Consider the following 16,449-nt stretch of genomic DNA (forward strand, 5'->3'; position numbering starts at 1 on the left):
AATTAAAACAGAGGTAGAGAATGGAATACTCACCATAGATATAAAAAAGAAAATCAGTAGTAATACTACCATAAAAATGTTGGTAGAGTATAGCGAAGAAATGGATTTTCTTGATATGTCAGGTGCTTCTACGGTAAAAGGAGAGTCGCTTTTACAATCTAAAAATATGAAATTAGATGTAAGCGGTGCGGGTGATATTACTTTATCTGTGGAATGTGAAAATTTGAAAGTAGATATGTCAGGTGCTTCTACTCTTGTTCTGTCAGGGAAAGCATCCAAGCAATCTGTAGATGCTTCGGGTGCAGGGTCTTACGAGGCATTGGATTTAGAATGTGACATTACTTCTATAGAATCTTCGGGTGCATGCTCTATTTATGTAGTGGCGAGAAAAGAATTGAAAGGGGATTGTTCCGGAGCAGGAGTTATAAAATACAAAGGTTCTCCCGAAAGATTATCAGTAGAAATATCGGGTGCGGGTTCTATCAAAAAAGTAGATTAAGTCCTCTCTCTCACATTTTCTTTCCTTTATAATATTGAAAAGATACAAGCAGAATGTTTGTATCTTTTTTATGATATTATTTATATACTAACGTAGTGAAACTATACAATTACAATACTAAATAATACACTATCTTAAAAAATAAAGAAAGGATCGTATCATAAAAAGAAATAAAAAAGGCATTTGGAGTATATCTATTTTTTGAAATAAGAAGTATCCAAAGAGAGTTATGCAAAATAGAAACACTCCATTGAGAAGCATACCGTATTGTAGCCAAGGCAGGTTTCGCTTTTGAAGCATAAAAAATGCTACAGGTATATATATAGGGCAAGCCCATAGCATGTTAAAGTTATATTGTGAGGTATGATCTGTAAAAAACGCTAAAAAAAAGAGATATACGCCTAATAGTCCTGGTATGAGAAAGGTTACAAAATCTATTGCTCTATATCTTTTTTGAAAGAAGTATTCTAAAAAACTTATCCAATGTATAATGACTACCAAAATTCCAAAAACAACTATAGGATGCTTCCACATAGGATATACGGTTGTTCTGTTAATAAAGGGAGTGTAAACAGATTCTGTTTTAGATATAAGTGTTTTTTTATTTTCTTTGGAATAAAGAGTTGCTTTTGCAAATGCTGCAAAAATATAATCGGGCAAAAACATATAATCATATCCCGTTATTATGTGATCTATACCGCTTCCAAGGGAAACATCTATTCCTAAGTCTCCCCAAGGGAATAGTGGTAGATAGATATCTATAAGTTTTCTAAAAGAAATGTCTTTTTTTATAAAAGGATAAGTAAATTGAAGAGAATCCTGAAAAACACTATGCAATACATCTCTTATTTTGGTAGCGCAGTTATTAGTAACATAATTGTAATAGTATTCTCTGTTTTCAGGGAGATAATTTTGCAGAAGAGATGCGTAGAGTTTATTTTTTTCTGGTCCCGTGAGGTTGAGTTCTTGATATATGATGCTTCTATTTTCACCAATGTAGTGGTTTTTGAAATCTTGGTAATAATTAACCCCCATTTTATAGAGAAGTTTTCCTCTGGCAAAGTTCAAATAGAAATGTGGTTGTTGAAAATCAAATACACCATAGTGAAAAACAATATCTAATCCTTGCACACTGTCCTTTACCCAAACAGCACTATGCCCAAATGCTAAATACAGTTCTTCTTCCGATGGTCCAAAGGTGACAATACGAATGACAGATTGGGAAGAAAGTGAATCAGGAAAACTATCACACACACCTGTGTGAGATATATTGAGAAAAAAGAAAAAAAAGAGGAGTTTTTTCATAGTAGTAACTATTTAATCTATTATTTTTAATAATGAATAAAAAATGATCTTAATACCGCCAAGACCACGAAGTTATCGCAAAATAAAAAGATCACCTCAAAAAAATAAATAACCATAAAAAATATATTATCGTATATGTTCCGTGCTTTTTCCTTGTTTCAGTGCTTTATTTACATCAAGAAAGAAGAAAAACGACGTTGATATAGATATCACCTGATTTGTACCTCCAAAATTTTCTTTATATTTATCTAATCCCACTATAGTATTGTCTTTTACTTGTCCTATATTCGTATTTCCGTAGCTATATCTAAAATCTACCTGAACCAAGTTCTCTTTAAACACCTCAAATTCAAAGCCAAACCCTGCATCTATTCCTATTTGAAATCGATTTGCATTAGGAACAGCCATCACATTTTCTAAAATGGACTTTGGATTGTCTGTTTTGGTAAAATCATATTCATAATCTATGCTTTGGTTCCCCAGTTCAATAGCAGATAAATTTCCACTTCCGCCAAGCCAAAAACTAAAGAGAGGTCCTGCGTTGAGGTAGAATCTTTGTTCCCCTAAATCAAAGGAACATCTAAAAAGAACAGGTATATCTAAATAATGGAAGAGAGAAATATTCTTTACCCAATCATTATCAGACCTATTTTCTATTATTCTCCCTTTTTGAGAATAAAAAATTTCTGAATGCAGAGACCAATGTTTAGATGCTATATAATTTACCACTCCTCCGATGTTAAATCCATGTGTCCCGTTTATAGTATAATTATCTGTGTATTCCTTAGAATCAAATAACATTGTAGAGTAGTTATAACCTATCTTGGGACCCACTAAAAGTTGTGCTTTTGCTTCTGTTAGCAAAAGAAATACACAAAAAATATAAATAATCTTGTTCATAAAATATATTGTTATTGTTTAGTTATAAATAAAACGCCTGTGAAAAAAGATAAATATACTCATTTTTTTTTACTTATTACAAAAAGTAATAAAAATGTAATTATACCATTTAAAATTAATAATTCTATTCCTATATGGAAACCATTTGTGAAAATGGGGATAAGTATGTTCAAAAAATAAGAAAATACAACCGATACCATACAAAAAAATGGAACGATATACGTATTTGGAATACTTCTTTTGGTGAGTATGCCAAAGGAAAAGAGTCCTAAAAGCGGTCCATAAGTGTATCCAGCTAATACTAATATCTTATACACGATAGATTTATCGTTCATCCACTTAAAAAATAAAACAGCAAGAAAAAAAATGCAAGCGAAAATAAAATGAACTCGGACTCTTTGTTTACTTAAAAGAGATTCGGAATATTTTTTTTTGTGTACTTCCAATATATCCACGCAAAAAGAAGAGGTTAATGCGGTTAATGCTCCATCAGCACTGGGAAAAAGTGCCGAAATCAATGCTATGATAAAAATAAAAGAAAGAAATGCAGGAAAATGATAGATTGCTACACTCGGAAATATATCATCTCCCATAAAAGGTAAGCCATTTTGTTTCGCATATATATATAATAGTCCTCCCAAAAAAAGAAATAGAAAATTTACACATACTATAATAATACTGAGTAGCATTATATTTTTTTGTGTATCATGTAAATTTTTTACACTTATATTTTTTTGCATCATCTCTTGGTCTAAGCCCGTCATTGCTATTGCTATAAAAACCCCCCCTATAAATTCTTTCCAAAAATATTTTTCACTATTTACATCGTCATTATAAAGAAAGGTATAATTGGCATCCGCTAATTGTAAAAAACTCTCATATACACTGATATTCAATACTTTTAAAAGAAAAAATATACAAAAAATAAGACCCCCCAGCATAAAACTTGTTTGTAATACATCTGTATATACGATTGTTTTTACTCCACCTCTAAAAGTATAGAGCAGTATCATTCCTATGATAACTAAAGTTGTTGCCCAAAATGGTATTCCTATTGCTTCTACAACAAAGACCTGCAAGACATTTATTACCAAATAAAGTCGCCCTGTTGCACCGACAGTCCTTGATATAATAAAAAAAATAGCTCCGCTTTTGTAAGCAATGGTTCCAAAACGAATCTGTAAATAATTATATATGGAGACAACTTTCAGCTTATAATAGAGAGGAGTAAGGACAAACGCAATTACTATATATCCTACCACGTATCCAAATACCACTTGCATATAACTAAACCCATTTTGGGCTACTGTCCCTGGCACAGATACGAAAGTGACCCCTGAAAGAGAAGTTCCTATCATTCCAAAAGAGACAAGCAGCCAATGTGAATTTTTATTTCCTGTGAAAAAACTTTCGTTAGTAGCGTTTTTAGAAACTATATGGGCTAAAAAGTAGAGAAAAACAAAGTATACAATAATGAGTGATATACTTATATATGGATTCATTTGAAATAATTATATGGTAAGATGGATATACATTATGAATCATAAATTACGAATGAAAACTTTCTCTTATTATTGAAAACAGAGAAAATAATTAAGGTATTCATGATTCATAATTAAATACTGTATTCTTGAGTATTTACTGTGGTGGTTGTTGATTGGGAATGGTTGTTTCTTGTGCTTTTTGAATATTAGGACTTAATACCCCTTCTTCTTTTTTAGAAGTGTCCAAAAAAAAACGAGTAGCAATAGTCAAAACAATAATAGATATGGCACAGAACCAAGTGGCTTGTTCTAAAAAATCCCCTGTTTTTTTTACTCCAAAGATTTGATTTGCAGAACTACCACCAAACATTTGAGAAGCTCCTCCCTTTGAGTTTTGCCCCAAAATAAGCAAAACCAAAATTCCCGATAATATGATTATAAGTATGATTATAAGATAAAACATTTGTTATAGTATAATGAAAGTTACGATGAATAAATTTATTGTATTGCAAAATATATCAATTTATTATAATTACTAAATAAATATCAAAATTTATAGGAATAAATTTTGATATTTTTGTGTAAACAATAAAAAATAAAGATTATAAAAGAACATAAGAACTGCCTTATAATAATTATAAATGACTTTATTCAGTTTTGTATAACTTTATGGTATATTATTTTTTATTTTTTAAGTTTTACAAAAGATAATTTATAACTTATAACTTATAATTATTAAAAAAAGAATATATTTACAAAATATAATTTGAATGATAATAATTCAAAAGTATATATATATCTTGTAAAAAAATTATTCAAAAAATGTGAGAGAATATTATGAAGTTCGATATCTCTCATTTTACTACCAAAGAACTTTTTTATTATATTAAATTATTATAATATGCTTATCAAAAAAATAATTTTCGTATTAAGTTTTATTGTATTAGGGGAATTATCTTTTGCTCAACAGGGACCGAGTAAGAAAGATCTAAAAGTTTCTAAGCCGGTTAAAAAAGAGGCAAAGGAATTAGAAAGTGATGGATGGTCTAACATACCTGGAGGCTTACCTCTTCAAAATCAGCTTGCTTCTGCTTGGGAAAAACAAGCACAAAGAGATGATAATGGGTTTCCTAAATGGATATGGGCTGCGGGCAATGGAGTTGGCACAAGTCAAACAGGAGCAAAACTTCAGGCGATGGAAGTAGCCAAAATAGAGCTTGCGGGGCAGTTAGAAACAGCTATTAATGCATTAGTAGAGGCATCTTTAGCTAACCAACAATTAAGTCCCGAAGAAGGAGAATCTATTACGAAAGTAGTAGCCGGATCTAAAAATATTATTTCTAAAACATTAGGACGAGTATTAGTAGAATGTGAATTTATTAGAAATACTAATAAAGGACAGAATACAGAAGTGCAGGTTCGTTTGTTTTACAATAAAAAATTAGCCGAAGAGCAAGCGAAAAAAGTAATTCGTAAAAAGTTAGAGGAAGAAACAACGGTTATCCATGAAAAATTAGATAAGATGTTGGAAATCAGTAATTAAATTATAGGTGAGTTTTTTATGAAAATAGGTGGGATGATCCGTTATCCTGCCTATTTTTTTTGTTATCTTTATCAAAATATCAATCTCTCAGCAATAAAAAATTACTTCTTTGTTCTATAATTTCGTTTTTTTGAGTTTTTCCTTTCACAATACATATATAAACACCTGGTGGAGCGGGTTGTTGTAGAAATGTTCCTCCCCACCCCACTTCTTGTTGTCGAGAATGAAATACTATATTTCCCCATCTATTAAAAATAGTCATTTCAAAATCTTTCATGGTAGGAAAAACGACTAAAAAATAATCATTTAACCCGTCATCATTAGGAGTAAATGCATGAGGAATAAATACTTCTGTTTCATAAACAAGAGAAAAATAGTTTGAATAAGTAGTATCTGCAATATTTCCGTTTGATTCTGTTCGTATTCTTATAGAAGTAAGGTTTTGCAGGTCGGGGTCTATTTTGAGCGTTCTTGTATTTTCGTTAAAAAGTGGTTCTGCTTTAATAATTTGAAGTTTCTCATCCAAAAATTCTAATGTTTTCATTTTTTCTCCCTCATCAAATTGATAATAATTATTCCAATATATCAGATATTTGTTTGTTGCTGTTTTTATTCCTGTAAGAATTACGGGGGCATTGGCACTACTTGGAGGAGATATATTGTCACAATTATCGCTGTATTGAATGGAAAATCGAAGAGATTGTCTGGAATTTAGAAATTCACGTAAAACTTCTGTGTTCTGAAATGTTTTTTTGAAAAGAGTAAATATACCATCACTTTTATCTACTAAAATATGATATGTTATTGGATTTCTGCTTTCTATTTTATCCCATTGCAATGCTAACCCATCTGTCCCAAATGAAGAATATAGCTTTTTGATAGGGGGAAGTTTTTGAATTTTTTGAGATATTCCACAAGTTTTTTTTGAAAGAGAATATGCAGAATCAGGGTATACAAATTTTACTCTATAACAGTATGCCGTATTACAAGAAATGAGAGAATCGGAATAGATACTATTTGCATTTACATCAAAAGAAGTAATAAGCAGAGAATCATTTCTCAATAATTGCAATGATGTTATTTTTTTTTGTGGGGTAGGGAATGTGATTTCATTTTTTTTGTTTAAAAAAGATACCTGAACCTGTGGAATACAAACAGTATTGGATAAATAAAAAGAATCTTCACAGTAATCATACGCTCTTATGCGTAGACAATATTCCGTTTTAGAATCTATATTGGAAATAATAAATATACTCTGGATTTGCTTGGAGGGTATAGTTTGAAAAGAAGTATTTCTGTACTGTATCTGTATTTCATGGAAAATAAAAGGGTTTATAGAAGTATGCACTATCAATGAATCATGTATCCCTGTATTCACTACTTCGGCATTCTTTATTTGTGGAGAAAAAAAAGAATTGAGGGTGTTAAAAATAAAAGTAGTATCCCCGCATACATTATTTCCGCCTGCGTACATTCCCTTTACTCTTATATTTAATTGGGAAGCATATTGAAAATTATAAGGAGCTGCAAAATGAGATCCTCTCACATCTACGGAATCAGTTTTAGTATAATACACCCTATAAAAATCATAGAGAGTATCTTCTATATACACACTCATAAAAAAATCTTTGCATAAGACAGGTTTTACTTGAGGTGTAGTGGGTTTATGAACGGATATAATTATAGAATCCACTATAGGATTGGTGGAGGTTTGTTCTATTTGGAGAATTTTATATTTTCCAGGGACAAGGTATGTATAAGATTTTTTATTGGTTATAGGTCCTATTGTTATACTTCCTGATTCATATACATATTGCAAAACAGACGATGAGGAATGAGGGGTTATATGTACGGTGAGAGGATAACATCCTACAGAATAATCAACAGAAAAACGTTTTAGAACACTTATTTGTTGTGCATTGATAGGGAAGCTCTTAACAATAAAAAAAAGACAAAGAAGATATTTTTTCATACCATTACAATGAGGTACAAGTTATGAATGGTTTTTGTATGTAATAACAATAATAAAGGCATACCTTATTGTAAAGGTTACTAACATTTTAAATGTGAGAGGTATGCAATTTTATTATATTTTGCTAAGAGAGTTAATAAAATACTTGGATGAGGCAATTGACAAGGTAAGAAAAAGATAAGTGCCAAAACAATCAAGTATTGGGAAATAGTAGGTATGCTTTGCTGAGTGGAAAGATCGCATGGAAAGATTCAAACTTTAAAAACTATTGCAAGAGGGTAGAAAATTCGAAAAAATTAAATCTACTATCCTTTTTTCATGGTGGTTTAAATTTTTAATCACTCACATGCTTGTAGAAACTTTATTGTTATTATTTAATTACAAAGTATATTCTTTTCAATGAAAAAATGAGTTCACTCAGAATAAATGTTTTTGATATATTTGTAACTTTGTAAAAACATATTGTTTGTAAAAATATATTGTTAGATTTTTGAGCGGATAGCGAGGATTGAACTCACGACCTACGGCTTGGGAAGCCATCGCTCTACCACTGAGCTACATCCGCAGTATTATTTTTATTGTGTGGGAGGAATAGGATTCGAACCTATGAAGACATACGCCAGCAGATTTACAGTCTGCCCCAGTTGGCCACTTTGGTATCCTCCCTTTTTTGTAAATAAAGCTATTGATAAATGTTTTTTTAAATTTTTAACTACATACTGCTTATATATAAATTAAAATGCAAACTACTATTTTTTTTTTAAATAAAAAATATTTTATTAAAAAAGTGTTTTTTTTTTGTTTTTTTGAAAGAAAAAAGCTTTTTTATGCATAAAAATTCATTTTTTATGAAAAATACTCTGTTTTTATAGTTAATAATTAAAATTTGACAGAAAGTGTAGCAAAAAAATTGATTCCTGCTTGAGGGTAATAATAATTTTCTTGTATATGTTTGCCTGCGGTTCGATATCCAAAAGTATATCCATTCGATTCGTATTGTGTATTGAGTATATTATGTATGATGAGTCCTATATAGAGAGATGGAATATTTTTAGAATAGAGAGTGTATCCCATTCTGAGGTCATTCACAAAGTAAGGAGAAATTTTTCGGGTTTCGTTTTGGGTATTATCTAAATATTGTTTTCCTACAAATTTGGAGAGGATTTGTATTTCTGCATTCTTAAATGGATAATAGGTGCCTTGGAATGATGCTATCCACGAGGGGGAAAAGGAAATATCTGTATGAGTGAATTTTTTTTTTATTTTTGTATAGTTATCATAATCAAAAATAATTTCTTGGAAAGCAATTATTTTATTGACACTTGCGGTTATGTTGTATTGTAGTAAGAATTTTTTTGGAAAAGAGTACTGCCCCTGGTATTCTATTCCTAATCTATAGCTTTGAGGGGTATTAGTTCTTATGTTTGCTCCTACGTCATTTATGTCTCCTGTGTTTATGAGTTGATTTTCATAGTTCATAAAGTAGAAGTTTATTTCATTTTTCCAGTTTTGGAAGTTTATTTTATATCCTATTTCAAGGTCGTAGAGTTTTTCGGAATTGGGAATTATATCTGCATATAAAAAGTCACTTCGTATAGGTTCTCTCTGTGCGACACTGAATGAGGTATACAAAGAACTTTGATTATTGAGAGTAATAGTGATTCCTATTTTGGGATTCAGAAACAGATATTCTTTTTTTACAGATATGTTTTTTGCATCGTTGGTGCTACCATCTGTGAGGTAAAAGATATTTCGTATTTGTAGGTCGGAGTATAAGAGGGACTTTTTCCATGGGCTATAGTGTATTTTCAGATAGATATTTTGGTCATTTTTGAGAGCAGGGGAGAGGTAATACAATGCATTTATTTCATTATTTCCAGTGTTCTTTGCCCATATAACTTTTCCAAAATGTGTTCCTTTGTATTGGTTTGCTCCTCCGCCGAGGATTATATCCCATTTATTTTTTGTATATTGAATGTTATATACGATTCCGTAGAAGTGATTTTCTAACCAGCGTTGGCGGACAATATCTGTGTGGGTTATGGAGGTATCTTGTAGTTGTAAATTGTATTTTTGGAGGTATTCGTTTTCTTTCCATTCTTCATAATATCCCGTTCCGTATGTGTAATGAAGCGATATATGAGCGGTTATAAAAGGGTTGAATAGGTATGAAGTATGATTTTGGTAATGATTTTGTTGGTAATTATCTGTTTGATTTTTATAAAGGTAATAGTTAAAAGTTCTTCCACTGTGAAGTATATTTTCTGTTTGGGATGGAGAATAATTATTATTCTGTATTACTTGGAGTATCCCATCTGTATCATTTTTGAGTCGTGCTTCGGGAACTCCCCACCATGCTTGGTAAGTATTTTCTTTTCCACCAAATGTAACGGCTTTGATAAGAAGTTTATTATTACGATATCCCGCTGAAGCGTAATAAGAATACAGTTTGGAGAATGCTCTGTCTATATATCCATCGGATGCTATAGAAGAAAGTCGTGTTTCAAAGTTCCAGTGACGATAAATATTCCCTGTATTTAAGATGAGAGTATGCTTTCTGGAGGCAAAAGATCCTATGGAATTACTCACTTCTACAGAGTTTTTTTGAGTAAAGAGGTTTGTTTGTAAATTTATGGTTCCCCCAAATGCTCCCGCACCATTGGTGGAGCTGCCGACTCCTCTTTGGATTTGTATATTTTCTATAGAGGATATAAGGTCGGGAGTATTCACCCAAAATACACCATGCGATTCAGAATCATTGAGAGGAATATTGTTTATAGTAACATTTATTCGGGTATTATCACTTCCGCGAATACGGATTCCTGTATATCCTATTCCTATACCTGCATCTGATGTGGAAACTATAGATGGTGCAAATTGGAGAAGAATCGGTATATCTATCCCTGTGTTTAATGTTTCTATTTCTTTGTTCGTTATGAGAGAGAAAGTCATAGGAGTTTTGTCTTTTGACCGGGTAGAGTAGATAACGACTTCATCACTCAGTAGCACTTCTTTCAGAGTATCTGTGGGATTATTGTTTTTTATAGAAGCGTAGAGAGTATGAGAATATAAAGAGAGTAGAAGAAATATATATTTGTTCATTTGTATTTTTGGTAAAAAGTAAATTTTATAAAAAATACGGAGGAGTATTTATTTTACTTCTTATCTTCCTACGGTAGTATTAGCTACTTCAGGTTCAAAGGGTATGATCTCAGCTCGTATAGGAGCACCCCCGTTTTTTGCAATATATTATTTTTTGAGAATAGAAAGAATTTTTTTAGATTATCCAAACATTTGAGTGGGTAAATATGGAAATCACCATAAAAAAAGGATGGCAATTCAAAATTCCCGCATATTTTTTAATCCATTTTCAAAAAGGAGACATTATTTGCAAATAATTAAGACCTTTTGGCAAATAACTAACTTCCCTTACGCAAAGATTATCTTGAAAAAGTTTATTAGAACACTTTTAAAAAATAAAGCGATGAAATTTTATTATATTTTTGAGTAAGAAGAATTGTTTATGAGGAGGGATTCGTAAAATTTAATTTTGTTTACGAAATAGATATTTAATAGAAGATATTGATGAAATAAAATGATATTATCATCGTTTTTTGAGAGTAACAGAAGAAATTAATAGTATTTTGTATTTTTATATTTTTGTGTTTTTATAATCCATTAATAATCAAATGCGTTTTTTCATTTCTATCGTCTTTCTCAGTATTGTAGCATCTGCTTGTGAAACTTCCGTGGTTATAGAGGAGATTAGTCAAAATAATACCTCCTATTATGTGGTCTATGGGTTTATTACTGATGAAAAAAATGTTCCTTTCACCATAAATATTTCTAAAACTACACCTCTTTTTGTCAATACGGGGATTCCTTTTGTTTCCAATGCTTCTGTGTATCTCTTTACAGACAATCAACAAAAAATTCCACTTTTTTATACCAAAAATGGCAATTACAAAACGGATAGCAATACCTTTGAATCCAATTCTCACAATGAGTATCAGTTAGTTGTAGAAATGGAAAATACTTCGAGAATACTTTCTTCTTACCAGCGAATCCCCGATCCGATTATTATTGATAGCGTAAGTTATGAATACGTAGAAGATATAAACAATGGCATTTTTACATCTACAACTGGGTATTTTGTGAAGATATATATTTTTGATAGAGATGAAAAAGATAGTTTTTATAGGATTACTGTCAAAAAAAATACTATTCCTTATAAAAAAGAAATGATAACTCTTTTTTATGATACATATTTTGACCGTAAGGATCATGAACATATCCTTACTGATTATGTTTTTCAAAAAAAAGATACGGTTGAAATAACGGTTCATTCTCTTTCTTTTCAAACCTATACTTTTTTTAAGAATCTCAAAGATATTACTTCTTTTAATTGGCAGATACTCAATACAGCCAAAGACATACCACGTAATATGCAACACCAAAACAATGAGAAAGTACTTGGGTATTTTGGTACGAGTTCTGTTGTGAGAGAAAGTATTATTATTGAATAAAAAAGAGAAAAAATAAACATTTTAGAAAGATGGATTTACAAGAAATAAAAAGACCTATTGAGCAAGAATTAGAACAATTTGATAGAGCATTTAAAAATATTCAAAAGAGTAATATCTTTTTATTAGATACGATAACGGGATATATTCTAAAAAGAAAGGGAAAACAAATAAGACCAATTCTTGTTTTTTTAAGTGCGGGGCTGTGTGGAAAAATAGATTCCGTTTCTTTGCGAGGAGCGGCATTGATAGAACTATTACATACGGCGACACTTGTTCACGATGATGTGGTAGATGATTCCCAGTATCGGCGAGGTTTTTTCTCTGTGAATGCTCTTTGGAAAAATAAGATAGCTGTTTTAGTCGGGGATTTCCTTCTCTCTCGAGGTCTCCTATTATCTTTGGAACATAAGGATTATGATTTATTAGAAATAATTTCTTTTGCGGTAAAAGAGATGAGTGAAGGAGAGTTATTGCAAGTAGAAAAGACAAAAACCTTAGATATTACAGAAGAAATATATTATAATATAATAAAAAAAAAAACTGCTACTCTTCTCATCGCCTGTTGTGAAATAGGAGCTGTTTCTGCCAAAGCATCTCCCGATATGATCGCTCAAATAAAATTGTTAGGAGAGAAAATTGGGGTTATTTTTCAATTAAAAGATGATATATTTGATTATCAAACGACAAATTTTATTGGAAAACCAACAGAAATAGATATAAAAGAAAAAAAAATTACTCTCCCTCTTATTTATGCCCTTAGAAATGCGAAACACGGAGAACAACAAAGGATACTGCACATCATAAAATATAAAAACCAAGATTCTGATAAAAGAAAAGAAGTCATACAATTTGTAAAAGAACAGAAAGGAATTGAATATACACAAAACGCTATAGATACCTACTACCAAGATGCTTCGCATATTTTAGAACTATTTCCAAACTCAGAATATAAAACATCCATGGAAAAATTAATTCTCTATTTAGTTCAAAGAAATATCTAATAAAAACAATATTTATCACCATTAATTATATAAAATGTTACCGTATAAAGACCGAAAAGACAGCAAAAAAGAACAAGTAAAATATATGTTTAATAGCATTAGCAAAAGATATGATATGCTCAACCATATATTAAGCTTGTGGATAGATATATATTGGAGAAAAACAGTAGTCGGTATTCTCAAAAAGCATTCTGCTCGAAATAGTATATTGGACATTGCGACGGGAACCGGAGACTTAGCAATAGAAATGGCATCACTCTATCCTGAAAAGATTATTGGAATAGATATTTCTGATAAAATGCTTGCATTAGGAAAACAGAAAATTCTAAAAAAAAAATTAGAACAAATCATTCACTTAGAAGTAGGGGATTCGGAGAACTTATCTTTTGAAAACGGAACTTTTGATGCAGTGACTTGTGCTTTTGGAGTGAGAAATTTTGAAAACTTAGAAAAAGGTCTCCAAGAAATGTACAGGGTACTCAAAAATAATGGGATTGTATTGATATTAGAGTTTTCACAGCCACGTATATTCATTTTTCAATGGATATACTCTTTTTATTTTTCTAAAATAATGCCATTGATTGGAAAAACTATCTCAAAAGACCCCAAAGCATATAGCTACTTATTTGATTCGGTGAGTAAATTTGTAAGCGGAGAGAAATTTATCCACCTTTTAGATACAATAGGTTTTAAAAAAATATATATGAAAAAATTAACATTCGGAATATGCACAATATATGTAGGTATAAAATAATTTTTTTCCTCGCCCTTTTTCTCAAAAATTACTACGGATACTCCCAAAAAGGAATCATAAATCTTCCTAATTATGATAGTAGATACCTTCACTATGGTTTTACTATTGGGATACACGGATCCCAGTATTCATATCGGTATTCGGATAATATAACCAATCCCTTAGATACCATTCATAGTATTATCCCTGAAATACTGCCTGGTTTTAAGACAGGATTTATTGCCAATTTCAGAGTAGTGCAGTATTTAGATTTTAGGGTTCATATCATAGTGGGTATTTACGAAAACAAACTTACTTATAGAAATATCTACGGAGGAAAATATGAAGCACTTTTGGAAGATGTCTATATTGAAATACCTCTTTTTCTGAAATATAAGTCCGTCCGCAGGAAAAACTCTCGTATGTATATTATTGGTGGCATAACTTCTATGATAGCAGCAAGAGGAAAGCAAACAAAAGACCCTACTACCGACCGCCTGCAGACAAAAGATTTTTTTTTAGCAACAGAAGTAGGAGTAGGAATAGATATATATTACCCTTTTTTTAAGTTTTCCCCAGAACTACGGTATTCTTTTGGGCTTAATAATATTTTAGAGGGAGAAGAAAATAAATTTAATAGAAATCTAAAACAATTAACTCCCCATATAATTACTTTATACATATCTTTTGAAGGATCACTCTAAATTACTATGAAAAAAAATGTTTTTATTACAGGTGCCACCTCTGGAATAGGCGAAGCAACAGCTGTCCTACTTGCTTCGGATTATAACCTGATTATTTGTGGAAGAAGAGCAGAGAAACTCAAAGAATTAGAACAAAAACTTTCTCAACATACAGATGTAGTATCTCTTTCTTTTGATGTGAGAGATAAAGAAGCAGTAGAAAAAGCAATGAATACTCTCCCCGAAAGATGGCAAAATATAGATATATTGATAAACAATGCAGGAAATGCACATGGAATGGATACTATAGATATGGGAAGTACAGACGATTGGGACGCTATGATAGATATAAACGTGAAGGGGCTTTTATATGTGAGTAAAAGCATTATTCCTCGTATGATAAAAAGACAAACTGGACATATAGTCAATATCGGCTCTATTGCCGGAAAAGAAACCTACCCCAAAGGAAATGTATATTGTGCTTCCAAAGCAGCGGTTCAATCCATATCTGATGGTATGCGTTTAGATCTCTATCAACACAATATAAAAGTTACTTCTCTTCATCCAGGTTTAGTAGAAACAGAATTTTCCTTAGTTCGTTTTAAAGGAGATAGAGAAAAAGCAAAACAACCCTATAAAGGAATTACCCCTCTGAAAGCAAAAGATGTTGCAGAAGTCATACAATTTGTCATAAAACGACCTGATAATGTGCTATTAAGTGACATAGTAATGTTTCCTAAATCACAGGCAAGTGCTACCTTAGTAAAAAGAGACCCCTCATAATGTTATTACGATACAATAAAATAATAGCACCAAACCGCTAATACAGCCCCTATTATAGGAGCTACAACAGGAATCCAAGCGTAGTTCCAGTTACTATCTGCTTTATTGCTAAAAGGTAAAAGTGAATGGGCAATTCGAGGAGCTAAATCACGAGCAGGATTGATAGCGTATCCCGTAGGACCTCCCATACTCAGTCCTATTCCCAATACTAATAAAGATACGGGCAAAGCATCTAAACTTCCTAAAGAATCTACTGATGGACTGATAAAAAGAATTGCTATCATAAAAATAAAAGTGGCAATAACTTCTGTAATCAGATTAAAAAAATTACTCTTCATAGCAGGAGCATTACAGAAAACATCTCTTTTCGTTGCACTATCAATAGTAGCATCAAAATGTTGTTTATAACAAGCCCATACCAATAAAGCACCTATAAAGGCACCTAAAAACTGTCCTATTATATAGAGAGGAACATCTTCCCAAGAAAATTTATTTACCACAGCAAGTGCAATGGTAACAGCAGGATTCAAATGGGCTTTACTGCCATGAGATGCCACAAATACACCTACAAATACACCTATTGCCCAACCAAAACATATTACTATTAAACCACTTCCATGTCCTTTTGTATTTTTTAAAAGTACATTTGCAACTACACCGCATCCAAAAACGATGATAAGCATCGTTCCTAATAATTCTGATATAAATGGATTCATATACATTATGAGTTATAAATTTAATTACAAATTATGAACGGTTAGTTTCTAATCACCTTTTCCGCCTTTAAAATCTCTCCTTTTTCCCCATATACCACCACAATATATTCTCCCTTTGGCATGGTTTTTATATCTATAGATACCCCATATCCAATCCCCAATCCCCCATCAGATACCCCATTTCCCTTTACATCATATATTTTTACGGAAGAGACCTTTTGGCTTTTATCCCATTGAATGGTAATGTAATCATCGGCAGGGTTTGGGAAAATTTTTATAAAATGGTTTTCTACTATAATGGCAT

Annotated in this window: 15 protein-coding genes, 2 tRNA genes and 1 riboswitch; of the genes, 7 read left to right on the forward strand and 10 right to left on the reverse strand. The window is 31.3% G+C overall.

Annotation, left to right across the window (positions count from 1 at the left end):
* Positions 1-499 (forward strand): head GIN domain-containing protein (locus QM536_06600; protein ID MDI9356674.1); only part of this gene is annotated, 499 nt, incomplete at its 5' end.
* 129 nt (positions 500-628) lie between these two features.
* On the opposite strand, the gene QM536_06605 is transcribed toward QM536_06600, so the two are convergent.
* The 4 genes from QM536_06605 to secG form a co-directional block, all read right to left on the reverse strand.
* Positions 629-1,804: a DUF4105 domain-containing protein gene (locus QM536_06605; GenBank protein ID MDI9356675.1), complete on the reverse strand. Its 1,176-nt coding sequence runs from the start codon at positions 1,802-1,804 to the stop codon at positions 629-631.
* 126 nt (positions 1,805-1,930) lie between these two features.
* Positions 1,931-2,704: a porin family protein gene (locus QM536_06610; protein MDI9356676.1), complete on the reverse strand. Its 774-nt coding sequence runs from the start codon at positions 2,702-2,704 to the stop codon at positions 1,931-1,933.
* Between the two features lie 59 nt (positions 2,705-2,763).
* On the reverse strand, positions 2,764-4,206 hold the full coding sequence (locus QM536_06615; GenBank protein ID MDI9356677.1) for a sodium:solute symporter: 1,443 nt from the start codon (positions 4,204-4,206) through the stop codon (positions 2,764-2,766).
* A 136-nt stretch (positions 4,207-4,342) separates the two neighbouring features.
* The gene (secG, locus tag QM536_06620; GenBank protein ID MDI9356678.1) at positions 4,343-4,651 is read right to left on the reverse strand and encodes a preprotein translocase subunit SecG; all 309 of its coding nucleotides are present in this window, start codon (positions 4,649-4,651) and stop codon (positions 4,343-4,345) included.
* 438 nt (positions 4,652-5,089) lie between these two features.
* Here secG and QM536_06625 point away from each other — a divergent pair, with 438 nt between their 5' ends.
* A complete protein-coding gene (locus tag QM536_06625) occupies positions 5,090-5,731 on the forward strand; it encodes a hypothetical protein (protein ID MDI9356679.1) in 642 nt (213 codons plus the stop codon).
* A 79-nt stretch (positions 5,732-5,810) separates the two neighbouring features.
* Here the strand turns inward: QM536_06625 and QM536_06630 are convergent, their stop codons facing one another.
* From QM536_06630 to QM536_06645, 4 genes are all read right to left on the reverse strand, one after another.
* Complete coding sequence (locus QM536_06630; GenBank protein ID MDI9356680.1) at positions 5,811-7,703, reverse strand: gliding motility-associated C-terminal domain-containing protein; 1,893 nt, start codon at positions 7,701-7,703, stop codon at positions 5,811-5,813.
* 493 nt (positions 7,704-8,196) lie between these two features.
* Positions 8,197-8,268 (reverse strand) — tRNA-Gly (locus tag QM536_06635).
* Positions 8,269-8,286: 18 nt separating this feature from the next.
* Positions 8,287-8,369, reverse strand: a tRNA-Tyr gene (locus QM536_06640).
* Positions 8,370-8,582: 213 nt separating this feature from the next.
* Positions 8,583-10,805 carry a TonB-dependent receptor plug domain-containing protein gene (locus QM536_06645; GenBank protein MDI9356681.1) on the reverse strand — a complete coding sequence of 741 codons (2,223 nt, stop codon included), beginning with the start codon at positions 10,803-10,805 and terminating at the stop codon, positions 8,583-8,585.
* Between the two features lie 48 nt (positions 10,806-10,853).
* A riboswitch (TPP riboswitch) is annotated at positions 10,854-10,947 on the reverse strand.
* Between the two features lie 445 nt (positions 10,948-11,392).
* On the opposite strand from QM536_06645, the gene QM536_06650 reads away from it, so the two are divergent.
* From QM536_06650 to QM536_06670, 5 genes are read left to right on the forward strand one after another with little or no spacing between them, the layout of a single operon-like run.
* A complete protein-coding gene (locus QM536_06650) occupies positions 11,393-12,229 on the forward strand; it encodes a hypothetical protein (GenBank protein ID MDI9356682.1) in 837 nt (278 codons plus the stop codon).
* A 29-nt stretch (positions 12,230-12,258) separates the two neighbouring features.
* Positions 12,259-13,230, forward strand: a complete 972-nt coding sequence (locus QM536_06655; GenBank protein ID MDI9356683.1) for a polyprenyl synthetase family protein — start codon at positions 12,259-12,261, stop codon at positions 13,228-13,230.
* A gap of 34 nt (positions 13,231-13,264) precedes the next feature.
* Positions 13,265-13,984 carry a bifunctional demethylmenaquinone methyltransferase/2-methoxy-6-polyprenyl-1,4-benzoquinol methylase UbiE gene (ubiE, locus tag QM536_06660; protein MDI9356684.1) on the forward strand — a complete coding sequence of 240 codons (720 nt, stop codon included), beginning with the start codon at positions 13,265-13,267 and terminating at the stop codon, positions 13,982-13,984.
* On the forward strand, positions 13,957-14,667 hold the full coding sequence (locus tag QM536_06665) for a porin family protein (GenBank protein MDI9356685.1): 711 nt from the start codon (positions 13,957-13,959) through the stop codon (positions 14,665-14,667). Before ubiE ends, QM536_06665 begins: the two co-directional genes overlap by 28 nt.
* Before the next feature lie 6 nt (positions 14,668-14,673).
* On the forward strand, positions 14,674-15,429 hold the full coding sequence (locus QM536_06670; protein ID MDI9356686.1) for an SDR family NAD(P)-dependent oxidoreductase: 756 nt from the start codon (positions 14,674-14,676) through the stop codon (positions 15,427-15,429).
* 5 nt (positions 15,430-15,434) lie between these two features.
* On the opposite strand, the gene QM536_06675 is transcribed toward QM536_06670, so the two are convergent.
* Positions 15,435-16,145: an MIP/aquaporin family protein gene (locus tag QM536_06675; protein ID MDI9356687.1), complete on the reverse strand. Its 711-nt coding sequence runs from the start codon at positions 16,143-16,145 to the stop codon at positions 15,435-15,437.
* Positions 16,146-16,186: 41 nt separating this feature from the next.
* Positions 16,187-16,449 (reverse strand): T9SS type A sorting domain-containing protein (locus QM536_06680; GenBank protein MDI9356688.1); only part of this gene is annotated, 263 nt, incomplete at its 5' end.

It is taken from the genome of Chitinophagaceae bacterium (assembly GCA_030053935.1).
Classification (GTDB): Bacteria; Bacteroidota; Bacteroidia; order Cytophagales; family JASGCU01; genus JASGCU01.